The sequence below is a fragment of the Pseudomonas sp. VMV1 genome, assembly GCF_056790235.1.
The window spans coordinates 151,200-166,740 of sequence record NZ_JBXGSE010000003.1 but is presented as its reverse complement, the minus strand read 5'-3'; the positions used below and the strand labels follow the sequence as shown (position 1 = coordinate 166,740).

The 15,541-nt window shown below is 65.8% G+C and carries 17 protein-coding genes; 5 read left to right on the top strand and 12 right to left on the bottom strand.

The window, feature by feature from the left end; all coding sequences use genetic code 11:
- Positions 1-7 precede the first annotated feature (7 nt).
- From ACUCV0_RS10830 to ACUCV0_RS10815, 4 genes are read right to left on the bottom strand one after another with little or no spacing between them, the layout of a single operon-like run.
- On the bottom strand, positions 8-337 hold the full coding sequence (locus tag ACUCV0_RS10830; protein ID WP_059313221.1) for an Arc family DNA-binding protein: 330 nt from the start codon (positions 335-337) through the stop codon (positions 8-10).
- Positions 338-368: 31 nt separating this feature from the next.
- Positions 369-1,010: a LysE family translocator gene (locus ACUCV0_RS10825; protein WP_059313222.1), complete on the bottom strand. Its 642-nt coding sequence runs from the start codon at positions 1,008-1,010 to the stop codon at positions 369-371.
- A gap of 1 nt (position 1,011) precedes the next feature.
- Positions 1,012-1,782, bottom strand: coding sequence for a 2OG-Fe(II) oxygenase family protein (locus tag ACUCV0_RS10820; protein WP_271653649.1), 771 nt, complete (start codon positions 1,780-1,782; stop codon positions 1,012-1,014).
- Between the two features lie 35 nt (positions 1,783-1,817).
- Positions 1,818-2,456, bottom strand: a complete 639-nt coding sequence (locus ACUCV0_RS10815; protein ID WP_059313224.1) for an alanyl-tRNA editing protein — start codon at positions 2,454-2,456, stop codon at positions 1,818-1,820.
- A 92-nt stretch (positions 2,457-2,548) separates the two neighbouring features.
- Here ACUCV0_RS10815 and ACUCV0_RS10810 point away from each other — a divergent pair, with 92 nt between their 5' ends.
- From ACUCV0_RS10810 to ACUCV0_RS10800, 3 genes are all read left to right on the top strand, one after another.
- Positions 2,549-3,532 carry a LysR family transcriptional regulator gene (locus tag ACUCV0_RS10810; RefSeq protein WP_271653650.1) on the top strand — a complete coding sequence of 328 codons (984 nt, stop codon included), beginning with the start codon at positions 2,549-2,551 and terminating at the stop codon, positions 3,530-3,532.
- 199 nt (positions 3,533-3,731) lie between these two features.
- On the top strand, positions 3,732-5,132 hold the full coding sequence (locus ACUCV0_RS10805) for a sugar porter family MFS transporter (protein ID WP_271653651.1): 1,401 nt from the start codon (positions 3,732-3,734) through the stop codon (positions 5,130-5,132).
- A gap of 78 nt (positions 5,133-5,210) precedes the next feature.
- The gene (locus ACUCV0_RS10800; RefSeq protein ID WP_482212664.1) at positions 5,211-5,699 is read left to right on the top strand and encodes a UPF0158 family protein; all 489 of its coding nucleotides are present in this window, start codon (positions 5,211-5,213) and stop codon (positions 5,697-5,699) included.
- 84 nt (positions 5,700-5,783) lie between these two features.
- Here the strand turns inward: ACUCV0_RS10800 and ACUCV0_RS10795 are convergent, their stop codons facing one another.
- From ACUCV0_RS10795 to ACUCV0_RS10775, 5 genes are all read right to left on the bottom strand, one after another.
- Positions 5,784-6,308, bottom strand: a complete 525-nt coding sequence (locus tag ACUCV0_RS10795) for a glycine cleavage system transcriptional repressor (protein WP_482212663.1) — start codon at positions 6,306-6,308, stop codon at positions 5,784-5,786.
- Between the two features lie 59 nt (positions 6,309-6,367).
- Entirely contained in the window at positions 6,368-7,426 is a 1,059-nt protein-coding gene (locus tag ACUCV0_RS10790) for an HAD family hydrolase (protein WP_482212662.1), read from the bottom strand.
- A gap of 136 nt (positions 7,427-7,562) precedes the next feature.
- On the bottom strand, positions 7,563-8,843 hold the full coding sequence (gene tcuC / locus ACUCV0_RS10785; protein WP_059313231.1) for an MFS transporter: 1,281 nt from the start codon (positions 8,841-8,843) through the stop codon (positions 7,563-7,565).
- 219 nt (positions 8,844-9,062) lie between these two features.
- Positions 9,063-10,796, bottom strand: a complete 1,734-nt coding sequence (locus tag ACUCV0_RS10780; RefSeq protein ID WP_482212661.1) for an OPT/YSL family transporter — start codon at positions 10,794-10,796, stop codon at positions 9,063-9,065.
- 72 nt (positions 10,797-10,868) lie between these two features.
- Positions 10,869-11,783 carry a LysR family transcriptional regulator gene (locus ACUCV0_RS10775; RefSeq protein WP_271653655.1) on the bottom strand — a complete coding sequence of 305 codons (915 nt, stop codon included), beginning with the start codon at positions 11,781-11,783 and terminating at the stop codon, positions 10,869-10,871.
- A 112-nt stretch (positions 11,784-11,895) separates the two neighbouring features.
- Between ACUCV0_RS10775 and ACUCV0_RS10770 the strand changes: the two genes are divergently transcribed.
- Entirely contained in the window at positions 11,896-12,876 is a 981-nt protein-coding gene (locus ACUCV0_RS10770) for an aldo/keto reductase (protein WP_482212660.1), read from the top strand.
- 65 nt (positions 12,877-12,941) lie between these two features.
- Complete coding sequence (locus ACUCV0_RS10765; RefSeq protein WP_167348550.1) at positions 12,942-13,094, top strand: hypothetical protein; 153 nt, start codon at positions 12,942-12,944, stop codon at positions 13,092-13,094.
- Positions 13,095-13,193: 99 nt separating this feature from the next.
- Here ACUCV0_RS10765 and ACUCV0_RS10760 read toward each other — a convergent pair whose 3' ends face one another.
- The 3 genes from ACUCV0_RS10760 to ACUCV0_RS10750 are packed head-to-tail and all read right to left on the bottom strand — an operon-like array spanning position 13,194 to position 15,294.
- Positions 13,194-14,174 carry a DUF3618 domain-containing protein gene (locus tag ACUCV0_RS10760; RefSeq protein ID WP_482212659.1) on the bottom strand — a complete coding sequence of 327 codons (981 nt, stop codon included), beginning with the start codon at positions 14,172-14,174 and terminating at the stop codon, positions 13,194-13,196.
- Positions 14,171-14,584 (bottom strand): phage holin family protein, encoded by a 414-nt coding sequence (locus ACUCV0_RS10755; RefSeq protein WP_059313235.1) that lies wholly within the window; start codon positions 14,582-14,584, stop codon positions 14,171-14,173. Before ACUCV0_RS10755 ends, ACUCV0_RS10760 begins: the two co-directional genes overlap by 4 nt.
- Positions 14,581-15,294 (bottom strand): hypothetical protein, encoded by a 714-nt coding sequence (locus ACUCV0_RS10750; RefSeq protein ID WP_271653658.1) that lies wholly within the window; start codon positions 15,292-15,294, stop codon positions 14,581-14,583. Before ACUCV0_RS10750 ends, ACUCV0_RS10755 begins: the two co-directional genes overlap by 4 nt.
- Positions 15,295-15,541: the final 247 nt, after the last annotated feature.

Sequence of the window (15,541 nt, the reverse complement as noted above, 5' to 3'; positions counted from 1 at the left end):
GATCTGCTCAGGCGGTTTCCCGGCTGGCCATGGGCACCGGCAACTCCAGCTCCAGCACGGAGATCAGCGCCCTCTGCTGGCGCTCGTTGAGTTGGCGAAAGCGTTGTAGCAACAGCTGTTCATTGCCATTGAGCAGATCGTCGTCCTCGTCGATCTGCTGCTGCTCCAGCACCCCGTCCTGCACCAGGCTGCGCTCCAGCCAGGCGACGATCTCGGTATTCATGCTATGGCGATGGGAGCGCGCCACGGCGGCGATGCGCTCACGCATGCCATCGGGTAGGCGGACGACAAACTTTTCCGTGGGAATTCCAGCGGGAGCGCGGTGAACGTAAGGCATGGCGAACCTCCAAAGAACGGGGTGGCTGACGTCAAAGCGCCGACAACAGCAGTCGACCGGCGAAGAAGACCAAGACCAGGCCCATGGTTCTTTCGAACCAGTGGCCCAGGCGGAGAAAGGTCCGGCGAACGCGCGGACTGGAAAACAACAGGCTGACCAGGGCGAACCAGGCGGCATTGACCGCGCACATCCACAATCCATAGAGACCCTGTACGGTCAGCGGCGTGCTGGCGCTGACCACGGTGGTGAATATGGCCAGGAAGAACAGCGTGGCCTTGGGGTTGGTGGCGTTGGTCAAAAAGCCGGTCAGGAAGGCCTTGCCGGGCGACTGGCGCTCCAGGTCGGCGGCCTGCCACTGGCTGTCGTCCAGCGGCGCGGCGGTAGGCTTGCTGCGGATGAGGTTGAAGCCCAGCCAGAGGATGTAGGCGCCGCCGACGATCTTGGCGACCCCCAGCAGCCAGGGCGTGGCGTGCATCAGGGCGCCGATGCCCAGCAAGGTATAGAGCACGTGCACCGAGATGCCGGCGCCGATGCCCAGGGCGGTGCACAGACCGATCAGGCGGCCGAATCTCACGCTCTGACGTACGGTCACGGCGAAATCCGGGCCGGGTGCCAGTACCGCGAGAAAGTGGATGGTCGCCAGGGCGAGGAATTCGCTCAGGTAGGGGGACATGTCAGCTCCAGTACGTCAGGGGTTCGGCAGCCCCGCGATAACCGACGAAGCACGACAGCGACAGGCGCGGCTGATCGTTGCCGGGGGTCACGGCGTGCATGCGGCGGGAATTGAAAAGGATCAGGTCGCCCGGGTCGGGGCGGATGGTCAGGCAGGGCGGGCCAAGGCGATCGGGTTCGATGCCGTAGCTGTCGCCGCGCATGGCGTCGAAGGCCTCCGGGGACAGTTCCCGCGACCAGAGCTGCAGTTCGCCGCCGCTGCTGGGCATGGTCAGGTAGACGTTGCAGGCCAGCTGGGTCACCAGGCTTTCGGCCTCTTCGCTGCCCGGGGCGTCCTTGGCGAAGATGTCGTGGTGGGCGAGAAAGCGTACCCCCGGCTTCACCACCCGCGACAGACCGACGTACATCTTGCGGCCCCAGAGGGTCTGCAGCTGGGCCCCCGCGGGCCAGACCTCATCGAGGGTGCAGCGCACCAGATCGATGGGGTTGAGATAGGGGCGACAGCGTCGACGCAATTCTTCCAGGTTGCTGGTGACGCTGGCGAAGTAGTCGTCCATCTGCGCACGCTGGTGCTCCGCTTCGTAGAAGGCCATGCCGATGCGGCCAATGCTGGGCGCGTTGATGTAGGTGGCAAAGCCGTTGCCGAGGATCTGCTGACCCAGGTCATTGGCCAAGGAACGTGGCACGAACTGGCGAATGCGCACGGCCAGCAGGTCTTCAGCGGTGAGGCGGAGCAGGCTCTCGGTGTCGAGAGCGTCGAGTTCGAGCAGCATGGCGCTTCCTTTCTGGGGGTAGGGTGGGCGGTTGATCAGGCGCCAGCCATGTCGTAGCTCACCAGCAGGCGTCCCTTCTTTTCCTTGACGCCCAAGGCGCTCAGGGCGCCGACCGCGCGCAGCGACCGCACGTGGGTCCCGCCGCAGGCATAGCGCGCCACATCCTCGCCAAAGCGCACCTGGCGCTGGCCGTCGGCCTGCACCTCGATCTGCAGCGGCAGGTCTTCTTCCACCAGGGCGTCGAAGTGCGCCTGCAGGGATTCGGCGTCCAGGGCGACGGTTTCCTCCCCCGGGACGAATTCGATACGGCCTTCACCCGGCCAGTGATGGGCCTTGACCGGCTTCCAGCCATGGGTCTCGCCGATGTGGCCGAGCAGATGCCCGGCCGAATGCAGCCGCGAGTGCAGCTGGCGGCGCGCTTCATCGACCCGCGCCAGCACGCGACCCGGCGGCAGGGCACGGTTGGTGTGGTGCAGGATGCGCTCGCCGTCCTGGACCACCCGGGTCACCTCGGCAGTGCCGATCCAGCCGGTGTCGCTGGGTTGACCACCGCCCTGGGGATGGAAGGGCGTGGCGCGCAGTTCGACGACATAACCTTCTTCGGCGGCGCTACAGGCGTGGACCTCGACCTCGGCGATCAGGCTGTCGCTCAGGAAATACAGGCGCTCGGTCATACGTCTACTACCTAGAAAACGAGAAACATCCTCATTTTAAAGAGTGCACACAAGGGTGATAATCCATCTTCTCTCCAAAGGAATTTTGCGCTGTGAGCATAAATCTCCCCCTGCCGCTGCTCAGCGAGATGGCCATCTTCGTGCGAGTGGTGGAGAGCGGCAGCTTCTCTGCGGCGGCCCGCCAGCTGGGGCTGACTCCCTCGTCCACCAGTCGCAGCGTGGCGCGCCTGGAGAAGGCCCTGGGCACTCGACTGCTCAATCGCAGCACGCGCAAGCTGCGGTTGTCGGAGGCGGGGGAGGAGGTCTATCGGCGCTGCAGCGACATGGTCGGCGCGGCGCGGGCGGTGCTGGAGGTCAGCGGCCAGTTCAATCAGGCGCCGGCCGGCGTCGTGCGGCTGTCGGTGCCCAAGGCGGTGGGCAGCACGGTGATCCATCCGCACATGGCCGACTTCCTGCGTCGCTATCCGGCAGTGGACGTGCAGCTGCTGTTGGAAGACCGCCATGTCGACCTGATCGACGAGAACGTCGATCTGGCCATTCGCATCACCGATAGACCGCCGCCGGGACTGGTCGGGCGCCAGTTGCTCACCATCGACCACCTACTCTGCGCCACGCCGGCCTATCTGGCCGAGCACGGCAATCCAGCACACCCGCGTGATCTGGCCCTGCACAGCTGCATCTACCTGGCCGAGGAGCCGGCCGACTCGCGCTGGAAATTTCGCCAGGGCGCTAAGGTGGTCCACGTCAGCGTCCGGGGTCGCTACGCCGCCAATCACACCGGGGTGCGCCTGGACGCGGTGCTCAACCATATCGGCATCGGCAGTCTGCCGCTGTTCACCGCCGAGGCGGCCCTGGCCCGTGGCGAGATCGTCCAGGTGCTGCCGGAATGGTCCTTTCTGCCGCATTACCATGGCGGCGCCTGGCTGCTCTATCCCGCCACTCGCCATCTGCCGCCCAAGCTCAAGGTATTCATCGACTTCCTCGTCGAGCGTCTGGGCGATCAGCCGCTGCGCCCGGGGCAGGGCGCCGCCGCACTGCCGGAACAGCGCTTTCAGGAGTTGACCATCGGCAGCTAGAACCGGGTTGATCGTGCATTCGTGATGCTTTTCACAAGTTCTGTTACAACTGGCATCATTAGGTGAAACGATTCACCTAACGTTTCTCTGCCCTGAACACCGTGGTTTGCCCTGGGTCATGCTCACCGAGACCCGCCCGCGCGGGTGGATCAGGTCGTCGCCGCGATCCCTGCCCTGGCAAAACAAGAAAGGATTTCCCATGCTCGCTTCATCACCCTCGCTCGCCACTCCCGTGGCGGCCACCCCGCGCAAGGGGCTGGTCGTGCTCATTGCCGTGATCGCCGCCCTGGGTGGCCTGCTGTTCGGTTACGACACCGGCATCATCGGCGTCGCCCTGCTCGGCCTTGGCCGCGAATTCGCCATGGACGACACCGTCAAGCAGCTGGTGACCGGCGCCATCATCTTTGGCGCCCTGTTCGGCTGCCTCGGCACCGGCCCGATCTCCGATCGGCTCGGCCGGCGCAAGACCATCATCGGCGTGGCCCTGGTGTTCGCCCTGGGGTCGGTGCTCTCGGCACTGTCGCCCAACGTCACCCTGCTGATCCTGTCGCGCTTCCTGCTCGGCCTGTCGGCTGGCAGTTCCACCCAGATCATCCCGGTCTATATCGCCGAGGTGGCGCCACCGGAGCACCGTGGCAAGCTGGTGGTGCTGTTCCAGTTCATGGTGGTGTTCGGTATCACCGTGGCCTATTTCACCGGTTTCGCCCTGGACGAGCACTGGCGCTGGATGTTCGGTCTCGGCCTGGTGCCGGCGCTGATCCTGCTGGCGGGCATGGCGGTGCTGCCGGAGAGTCCGCGCTGGCTGCTGGTCAAGGGTCGTGAACAGGATGCCCTGGCGGTGCTGGAACGGGTGCGGGGTGGCAGGACCGCGGCCGAGGCCGAACTGGCCGAGATCAAGACCGTGAGCAACGCGCCGGAAGGCAACTGGAGCGATCTGTTCTCGCCGTGGGTTCGGCCGGCCCTGCTGGTGGGCGCCGGCATCGCCATGTTCTCGCAGATCACCGGCAACAATGCCCTGATCTACTACGCACCGACCATCCTCACCCAGGCCGGTTTCTCCGACCAGACCGCGGTGCTGGCCACCGGCTGCAGCACCATCCTGGTGGTGATCATGACGGTGGTGGGCAGCTTCCTGGTGGATCGCATCGGTCGTCGTCGCTACCTGCTGACGCTGATCCCCGGTTCCATCATCGCCCTGGCGATCATGGGTTACCTGTTCCAGGGTGCCGGTCCCCAGACCGATGTCGAGCGCTGGACGGTGGTGGCCTGCCTGGCCGCCTACCTGATGCTCAACTGCGGCGGCTTCGGCGTCTGCATCTGGCTGATCAACGCCGAGGTCTATCCGTTGTTCGTGCGCGGCAAGGGCGCCAGCGTCGGCGCCTTCAGCCACTGGGGTTTCGACCTGCTGGTGACCCTCACCACCCTGAGCCTGGTGACCAAGCTGGGCGCCGCCCATACCTTCTGGCTCTACGCCGGCATTTCCCTGGTGGCCCTGCTGTTCATCTGGCGCCTGGTGCCGGAGACCAAGGGCAAGAGCCTGGAGCAGATCGAGCACGACCTGCGCGAACGGCGCTTCTTTCCCTATCAGCGGAAGGGCTGAACGCCAGCTCCGGTGCTAGGGTCGCAACAGGAGCGGAGATAGAGCTCCGCTCCTGTTCGCCTGTGCCGGAGTCCTGCCATGCGCCCCCTCACCCTCGACCTCGATCTGCTGGCTGCCGCCCTCGACAGCCGGGAGCGAGGTACCCACTTCCTCGATCTCGAAAGCGGCGCCCTGCGTCTGCTCGACCCGGACGACCTCAGTCTGGAAGAGCGCGAGGAGCTGGAAGATCCCGAACGCTACCTGCCGCTGCCGCGGCTGACCCAGGACGACCGCCTGGAGCTGCGCGAAGCCTTTCTGCACCAGTTGCGCCATCCCCACGCCCAGCCACTCTTGCGCGCTGCCCTGGAGAGCCGGCGGCCGATCCGCACCTTCGACTACGAGCTGGAGCTCTTCCCCTCGGTACGCGACGCCTGGCAGGCCTTCGCCCTGAGTCGCCTCAAGGAAGAGCTGCTGGTGCTGCTGGACGAAGCCGGCCTGGAGGCCCTGTCGGCGGATGGCCGGCTGCCACTGCCGGACGATATGCCCGAAGGCATCCGGCGGCGGTTGGAGAAGGGACGAGAACGGTGAGCGGCATCCCAGTGTGAGTTCACCGGAGCACGCTTTAAAGTCGATTAAAGACCTTTATAGATCTTTATAGATCGGTCTATGAAGCTAATCGTGCCCGTGCCGATAGAGCTTGAGCTCCACCATCAGGTCGTCGGTGAGGGTTTCCAGATGGGCCTGCAGGGTTTCGAGGGCCAGGTCCGCCGGTAATGCCAGCAGGGCGGTGGCATGGAACAGCACCTCGCTGCTCATGGGCGCCGGGCGCGTCTCGGTGGACAGGCGTTCGACATTGACGCCGACCTGATGCAGCGCCCGGGTGATGTCGCGGACGATGCCGACGCGGTCGTTGCCCAGGAGGTCGAGCTGCACCAGCGGTGCACCCAACGCAGCCGGCTGGCCCGGCTCGCCCACCAGGATGCGCAGGCCGGGAATGGCCAGCTGCTGCAGGGTCTCCACCAGACCGTTGCGCAATTCCGGCTCGACTTCCACCGAGAGGATCCCGGCGAACTGCCCGGCCAGATGGGCCATGCGACTCTCCAGCCAGTTGCCGCCCTGGGCGGCTACGCAGTCGGCCAGGGCTTCCACCAGACCGGGACGATCAGGGGCGATGACGGTCAGGACCAGGTGTTCCATGGTGGGCTCCAAGGCAGGCGAGGGGTGCCTGCAGTCTAGCCCGCCAGGCGGACGCTGGCCTACTGGATATCCTCGGGTTTGACGATCACCCAGTGCTTGTCGGCGTTGACCGCCACACCGCTCTTGGCCTGACCCTCGGCGTTGCTCTTCATCATCGCCTCGATCTGGGTGCGGTACTTGGCCTTGCGATCGATCCACAGGTGGATGCCATCCTTGGCGCCGTCCACGCCCTGGAACAGCATGGGGCCGTCGCTGACCGGGGTGTCACCGCCCACCAGGATGGGTTTCTTCCAGGGATCTATGTAGGTGAGGATGGCCGCGTACTTGCCGGCGAACCAGGTGGCCGGGGTCCACAGATAGGGCGTGACCTGCAGCCTGAGGTTGGCCTTGGGATCGTACTTGCCTTCGGCGATCTGCTTGCGGGCGGTGGTCAGCTGGCCGCTGACGGGGTCCTTGAGCAGGGTGCTGACGCCAATGACGTTTTCCGGCTTCACGCCATAGCCGTAGCGCGGATCGGCAGCGATCATACGCACCAGCTCTTCGTGGGCGGCGCTGATCACATAGACCTCGATGCCGTTCTCCATCAGCTTGTGATAGAGCTCCTGCTGGCCGGTGAAGGGCTTGGGCGGATTGACCTCCACCGTCTCGACCTTGTCGTCCTTGCCGTAGTAGGTGGCCGGGATCGGCTTGCCGTAGGCCATCAGTTCGTCGACATAGCCCTTGAGCTGCTGCAGGGTGAAGCCGGAGAACACCTGGGCGACCCAGGGATAGCAGACCAGGTCGTCGATCTCGCAGAGCCGGTAGTAGTAGCTGTTGAGGCTTTCCTGGTGGCCGCCGACGTCCTTGAAGGGGATCAGCTTGAGCGAAGGATCCAGGGTCTCGCGGGTCAGCACGCCCTTCATTTCCAGGAATGGTAGCAGGGCCTCTTCCAGGTCATAGCGGTAGCTGGTGTTGTCCATGTCGAACACCGCGTAGTTGCCCTGGTTGGCATTGGCGGTGATCAGGGCATCGAGCTGGCGGGCGGCATCGGCCGGCCAGTGGGTCAGCTCGGTGGCAGCGGCGGTAAGCGACAGCAGGCCGCCGGCCAGACCGGCGAGAAGGCGGGGAAGGGAAGACATCGGTGGGCTCCGGCACAGCGACCACCCAGTGCGGTCGCCTGGCTGCAACCCTAGCAAAAGGCTGTTACAGATCCGTGTGAGAGACGACCCGTGCGAATGCGAGAGCGGCAGGACCTGCCGCTCTGCGACAGGGCTGTCAGGCGGTCACGGTCTTGAAGCGCGGCTCGGTGTTGCCCTTGAACAGTGTCAGGGTCGCGACCAGGCCGAGGACGGCGGCCAGGGTCAGCCACATGCCGGGGGCGGCCTTGTTGCCGGTCTCCTGGATCAGCCAGGTGCAGACCATCGGGGTGAAGCCGCCGAAGGTCGCGGTGGCCAGGCTGTAGGCCAGGGAGAAGCCGGTGGTGCGCACATGGGCGGGCATCACCTCGGTCAGGGCGACCACCATGCCACCGTTATAGGTGCCATAGAGGAAGGACAGCCACAGCTCGACCATCAGCAGGCGCGAGAAGCCCGGGGCGTGGGTCAGCCAGATCATCGCCGGGTAGGCGGTGAGGATGGCCAGGACCGTGGCGAAGATCAGCAGCGGACGACGGCCGACGCGATCGCTCAGGGCGCCCATCACCGGCAGCCAGATGAAGTTGGACACGCCCACGCAGGCGGTCACGATCAGGCTGTCCAGGGCGGTCAGGTTCAGCTCATGCTTGCCGAAGGTCGGGGTGTAGGCGGTGATCAGGTAGAAGGAGGCGGTGGTCATGGAGACCATGGCCACGCCGGCCAGCACCACGCCGAAGTTCTGGCGGATGGAGGTCATGGTCTCGCGGAAGGTCGGGCGATGCTTGCGCGCCTCGAATTCCGGGCTCTCTTCCAGGGAGCGACGGATCATGAACAGGAAGGGCACGATCAGGCAGCCGATCAGGAAGGGAATGCGCCAGCCCCATTCACCCATCTCGGCGGGCGACAGCCAGTGGTTGAGCAGCGCGCCCAGCACGCCGGCGAAGACCACCGCGACCTGCTGGCTGGCGGACTGCCAGGAGACGAAGAAGCCCTTGCGCCCGGGGGTGGCGATTTCCGACAGGTAGACGGACACGCCACCCAGCTCCACGCCAGCGGAGAAGCCCTGCAACAGGCGGCCCAGCAGCACCAGCAGCGGCGCGGCGACGCCCAGGGTGGCATAGCCCGGCACCACGGCGATCAGCAGGGTGCCCAGGGCCATCAGCATCAGGGTCACGATCAGGCCGTGACGGCGACCGTGCCGGTCGATATAGGCACCAAGGAAGATGGCGCCCAGCGGCCGCATCAGGAAGCCGGCGCCAAAGGTGGCCAGCGACAGCATCAGGGAGGCGAGTTCGTTGTCGCCGGGAAAGAAGGTCTTGGCGATGGCCGTGGCATAGAAGCCATAGACCATGAAATCGTACATTTCGAGGAAGTTTCCGCTGACGACGCGGAACACGGATTTGGCTTTCGAGGTGGTGGCCATGACTGCTAGCTCGATTGGGTTTGTTATGGAGACAGCTCGCGCAAAGGGCGCCCAGGCCTCTGTGGGTGGGTCGCGCTATTTGTAACCATATGTGTTGCAAAACTGCGCTGGCAAGCTGAATCGGACTGGAACCCCCGAAATTGCTGACTTTGAAAGGTTGCTGAAAGATTCGAGACATTACGTCTGGAAATTATTGTCCAGTTGACAAGATGTCGCAGCTCAGCTGAAGAACATCTGCCAGAACGCCGCGCCCACGCCGGCCAGGCTTTCTCCCGCGATGAGACCCGCGGCGGCCGCCAGGGCGAAGCGCTCGGCCACGCCTGGTGCTCGCCAACGCACCAATGCAGTGAGCAGGGCGCCCAGGGTCATCATCAGCGACACCGAGGCCGGCAGGATGAAGGCCAGGCCCAGGGCCGCAGAGCTGGGCAGCCAATGGGCGCGCCGCGCTGGCAGCAGGGCTTCGGCCAGGCCCAGCAGCAAGCCGGCCAGGGCGCCGAGGACGATGCCCAGCCGCATGGCGCCATCCAGTGCACCCAGGCCCTGGGTCAGGGTTTCCGCCACTGCCTTCCACTGGGCCACCGCTGGCGCTGGCCAGGCGGCACTGAGCAGCAGTGCCTGGGGATCGGGAATCAGCACCTGGTAGGTGAGCACCCCGGTCACCGCGCCCAGGGCGATGCCCAGGCACTGGGCGACCACCTGCTTGGCCGGGGTGGCGCCGATGGCCTTGCCGACCTTGAAGTCGTTCATCAGGTCGGTGCTCTGGCCGGCCGCGCCACCGGCGGTGTTGGCGCCCATCAGGTTGATGTTGACCTGGCCAGGGGCGGCCAGGCCGAAGGTCAGCTGCGACAGCTGGCCAATGGCACCGATGGGCGGGATGCCAGTGGCACCTACCACCCGCGCGGCCATGGCGGCGAGAAAGAGCGCCAGTGGCAGGGCGATCAGGGCGAGCCAGGGATCGATGCCGAACAAGCGGACCTGAAGCGTCACCACCAACAGCGCGGCGACCACCAGCAGCGCCAGCGGCCAGGCCCGTGGCCGGCGCCAACCCCGGCGCTGCCGCTCACCGCGAGGCAGCGTGATCAGGCGTACCGCCAGCGAGGCCAGGGTGGCGCTGACCATCAGACTCACCCCCGGCCAGAGCAGCCATTGCACCAGGAATCCATATTGCGGACCGCTGGCGTCCGCCGGCAGGTCGGCAACGCCGCTGGCCAGCAGCCAGGGCGCCACGCCCGCCCAGGCCAGCAGCGTACCGAGCAATAGCGACAGCCCGACGCGCAGACCGATGATGCCGCCGAAGCCGAGCAGCAGCAGGGAGGGATCGAAGCTGAAGGTCAGTCGCTCCAGCGCGGGCGAGGGCGCTGCCCGCGGCAGTGCCCAGGCGAAGGTATCCACCAGCTTGACGGCTGCCGACAGCGCCAGCGCGCCCAGCAGTACCCGTAGCCGGGCCAGGGCCTCGGCGCCGCTGGCATAGACCTGGCGCAGCGCTTCCAGGGTGGCCAGGCCCTCGGGAAATTTCAAACTGGCATCGGCCAGCAGCAGGGGACGCAGATACCAGGCCACCCAGATGCCGAGAAAACTCACCGCGAACACCCAGCCCATGAGCGGCAGGGTCGGCAATTGCTGGCCGGTCAGCAGGGTATAGGCGGGGATGGGCGCCACCAGCCCGCCCGAGACGATGCTGGCGGCCGCCGAGGCCACGGTCTGGTTGATGTTGCTCTCGTGCAGCGTCCAGCCCGGTTGCTGCAGCCGTCGCCCGAGGCGATGCCAGAGGCCATAGCTCACCAGCAGGGCGATGATCGACATGTTGAACGACCAGCCGATCTTGAGCCCGGCATAGACGTTGGCGGGTGTCAGCAGAATGCCCAGCAGCGCACCGGTAAGCAGCGCCCGGGGGCTGAGCTCGCGGGTCACTGGCTGGGGCTGATCGAGCGGGGCGGCGGTGGCGTCGGACACGACGGGCTCCTTGGTCGTGGAATCAACGGACGTCGTCAGGGGACCCCTGGGCGCGCCGGTTGGTTCGCCCGCTCAAGGGTGGCGCTCGGTCCAGGTCTGGCGCAGGGCCTCGATCAGCTGGCGCAAGCCTGGCGGGGGCTGGCGTCGACTCGGATAGTAGATGCACAGCGGCGCGCCGGGGGAAGCCCAGTCTGGCAGCACCTGCTCCAGGCGCCCGTCGCGCAGTTCCCCGGCCACTCGCCATTCCAGGCAGTAGGCCAGCGCCAGGCCGTCGAGGGCGGCCTGGATCGAAGTCTCGGTCTCGTTGACCGTGAGAGGCCCTGGCACGTCGAGGGTCCGGGTCGTGACGCCGCTGCCCAGCTCCCAGCGATAGAGGGTGCCATTGCCCAGTCGCAGGCGTACGCAGCGATGCTCGGCGAGATCCTCCGGCTGTCTGGGCCGACCGTGGCTGGCCAGATAAGAGGGCGCGCCCACCACGATCCAGCGCAGTTCGTCGGTGAGCGGCAGGGCGACCATGTCCTGGGGCACGGTGTCGCCATAGCGGATGCCGGCGTCGAGGCCATCGGCGACGATGTCCACCGGGCGATCTTCGACGCTGATGTCCAGTTGCAGTTGCGGATAGGCCGCCAGCAGCCGGGGCAGGGTAGGGGTCACCAGCAGACGCGCCGCATCCCGCGGCACGCTCAGCCGCAGCCGGCCCACCGGGGCGTCGCGGTGCTGGTCCAGCTCGCCCAGGGCATCGCCGATGAGGGCGAAACCCTGCTCCAGCTTTTCCGCCAGCGCAGCGCCCGCCAGGGTGGGCACTACCGAGCGACTGGTGCGGTTGAGCAGCTTGACCCCCAGGCGGGTCTCCAGCTGACGTAGTGCATGACTCAGCGCCGAGGTGGTCACTCCCAGTTCGATGGCGGCCTGGCGGAAGCTGCGGCGGCGGACCAGGGCGACGAAGACGTTGAGATCGGCCAGTTCGCCGCGATTGAGGGTCGGCATGAGCGAGACTCGCGCGATAAGGGTCAAGAGTTCGTTGAGCCCCATTCAACGCCTTTTGAATTAGCCTCACAAGGTTAATCCTTCCGACTGGCGTCTTCGCCTGGAGATCTCTATGAGTGAAACCCTGCGCATCCCGGGTATCGACACCCCCGTTTCCCGCATCGGCCTTGGCACCTGGGCCATCGGTGGCTGGATGTGGGGCGGCACTGACGAGGCCCGTTCCATCGAGACCATTCGTGGCGCCGTGCATGGCGGCATCAACCTTATCGACACGGCTCCGGTGTACGGCTTCGGTCGTTCCGAGGAAATCGTCGGCAAGGCCCTGGAAGGTATCCGTGACCAGGCGGTGATCGCCACCAAGGTCGCCCTGGAATGGCCGGACGAACAGGTGCGTCGTAATGCCAGCGCGGCACGCATCCGCCAGGAGGTGGAGGATTCACTGCGCCGCCTGCGGACCGATCGCATCGACCTCTACCAGGTGCACTGGCCCGATCCCCAGGTGCCCCATGAAGAAACCGCTCGCGAACTGGAGCGGTTGCGGCAGGAGGGCAAGATCCTCGCCATCGGCGTGAGCAACTATTCGCCCGAGCAGCTGGAGGCCTTCCGCCAGTTCGCCAACCTTTCCACGGTGCAGCCGCCCTATAACCTGTTCGAGCGTGCCATCGAGGCCGATGTCCTGCCCTATGCCCAGCGTCACGGCCTGGTGGTGCTGGCCTATGGCGCCCTGTGCCGCGGGCTGTTGTCCGGTCGCATGAACGCGGAGACCCGCTTCGACGGCGACGACCTGCGCCAGGGCGATCCCAAGTTCCGGCCGCCGCGCTTCGCCCAGTACCTGGCAGCCGTGGAGGCCCTGACCGCCTTTGCCCGCGAGCGCCATGGCAAATCGGTGCTGGCCCTGGCGGTGCGCTGGATCCTCGATCAGGGACCGACCATCGCGCTCTGGGGCGCCCGCAAACCCGAGCAGTTGCAGGGGTTGGACGAGGCCTTCGGCTGGCAGCTGTCCACCGAGGACCTGGCCGCCATCGACGCCATCCTCACCGAGCACGTCAAGGACCCCGTGGGGCCGGAATTCATGGCGCCGCCCTTGCGTTGACCTGCGGTAGGGCACCCTGGCCCCGCCCCGTTGCCTAAAGGATTCAGCCACAAGAGGTGAGCATCATGGCCAAGCGCGACGATCTCGACCACAAGCCGGAAAACGCTGGCAAGGTCGGCGAGACCCACAAGGAACTTAATCAGGGCGGCGAAGAACAGCGTCCGGAAAATCACCAGCGGCCCGAGCAGTCCAAGGAAAATCCGGATCCGGGCTACTAAGACCGCGATGATCGACACAACAAAGGCGCACCGATCCAGACCGGTGCGCCTTTGCTTTTGGTGCTGGGGTCGTTCCCTGACCCCGACGGTGTCGTCTTGTTAGAGGCTACGCGGGGTGGCCATGCCGCTTTCGTCGCCCACCGCACCCGGTGTATTGCCGGTGGCTGCCGTCCGCCCGACGTTCATGCCCGCCGTGGCCTGGGTAGCGCCCAGGGTGCTGCCGGTGCCTGCCGCCGGTGAGCCGGCCATGGATTCGACTCCGGCATCGGGATCGTTGCCCAGGTTCCTGGGTTTGGCCTGGTCGCCATCGTCATGATTACCCTGACGAGCCCCGTCGGCCACTTCCCGGCCGGTGGCCTTGACCTGCTCGTAGCCACTGCTGGCCGCCTTCTTCGCCTTCGACGTGAGCTTGTCACTGTGTTTGCCCAGGGCGCGGTTTTCAGTCTCGGTCCGCGGCAGCGAGGCACCTAGTAGAGCACCGAGCGCGATGCCCAGGGCCCCTACCACCAGGGGCTGTTCACGCAGCAGGGTATCGAAGGTGCCCTTGAGCTGTTGCGCCTGGGCGCCAAGGGCATCCTTGGTCTGCGCCGCCGTATCGGCCAGTCGCTCGCCGGTCTCGAAAGCCTTAGCCGACACCTGATCACTCAGACCGGCGACCTTGTCGCGTGCATCATGACTGCCCCGATTCAACGAATCGCGGGTATGCCCGGCGCCCTCGGCGACCGACCCCATGGCTCGGCCCAGGCTTTCACTGGCACCGGCCAGCTTGTCCTTGAGCGGACTACCCGCGCTGGCCGGGGCCGGACTACGGTTCTGCCCAAGCGCCAGCCACAGGAGGCCCACCGAGGTGAGCACCGCCGGTACGGGATTGGCCTTGAGGGTATTGCCCAGGTTATGGGCGAATTCGCCGCTGTGGCCCTTGGTGTAGGACAGTGCCTGATCGAACAGCTGGCCGGGTGAGAGCCGGCTTTCCAGCGCTCCTACCAGGTCTTCTATATGCCCGCGCTTCTGATCGATTTCCCGTTCAAGTTCTTCGGGATTCTTTTGGGACTCGTGGTCGACTTGATTGGCGATGCTCATTGCGCGGCTCTCCGTACGGCGTCCTTGTCCTTCTGCAGGCTGTTGACGGTGCGATCAGGGGTGAAGTGGGCCGGCTCGAACTGCTTCTTGCCCGATTGCAGCATGATGAAGCCGATCACCATGACCACGGCGCCCACCAGCAGGGCGGCAGCCCAGGGCGTCAGGTACTGGGAGAGGAAGTAGACGACGCCCATGAGCAGGACGATGAAGCCGGCCAGCAACACGATGGCACCGGCCGCCACGCCGGCGACGCCGGCCTTGGTGGTGCGCAGGGATTCGCCCAGTTCGGCCTTGGCCAGCGCCAGTTCCTTGGTGAACAGCGCCGGGACCTCTTGGACCAGTTGCTTGACCAGGCCGACGACCGAGGTATCGCCCTCGGTGGGCCGCGGAGTGGGATTCTCGTTGATCATGGCTGCTTGTCTCCGCTCAGAGTGGGGCGATCCAGTTGGCTGGATGCGGTACCGGTGGTCAGGCTGCTGTCGCTACGGGCCGGGTTGATCGCCGCGCCGCCAATGGGGTCGCCGCCGCGCGTCGTGGTTGGCGTATGGACGTCAGGACCCTTGGGAATATTGCTGGTATGGATGACATCGGCACCGGCTGCCGGCTCCACCAGTTCGTTTTCCGCTGCCACTGACGGCGTGGTCAGCGAAGGTACCTCGTCCGGACCGCTGGTGCGGTGAGTACTGCCGGTGTCCGGCTGGCTGGAGGCCTTGAGAAAGCGCGACAGGCCAAAGCCGATGGCGATGCTGCTGGTGAGAAACAGGGCCGGGTTGTCCCGGGCCAGGGTGCCGGCCTGATGCAGCAACTGCTCGGCGCTCTTGCCCCGGAGGTCTTCCGCCAGTCCAGTCAAGCTCTGCGCCATGTCACTGACATAGTGCGCCAGGCCCAGGGTGTCCTTGTCTTCGAGTTCCTCGGCGGCGGCCTGAGCGCTCTGGGCGATCGCACCAAGCTGATCGGCTGCGGTATCGCGGTAGTGTTCATAGTGCGCGGCGCCTTCTTGCTTGGCGTCCTGCACCGTGTCCCGAGCGACATCTTTCAGGTCGTGCAGATGGGCTTCGGCCGAAGAGCCTTCCGTGGCCTGGGAACGGGATCCATTCGGCGTATCGAGGGGATTCGTCATAATTGGGTACCTGTTGCAGAACCTTGTAGTGGCCGGCAGAGAACTCTCGGCGACCGTTCGTGTGCCTTACCTTTAAGGTGACCGGGCGGAAGGACGCGCAGTTCGCGCCAGGTGGTCGTTTAATGGCACAACGGACAAACGGCTTTACCTACAGGGCTAGCTACAAGCGTAGCGGCAAGCCCCAGCGTGGCCTCTAGGGCGGACAATGAAACGCAGTCGCAACGGTGGCGACCATTCGTCTTGCCCA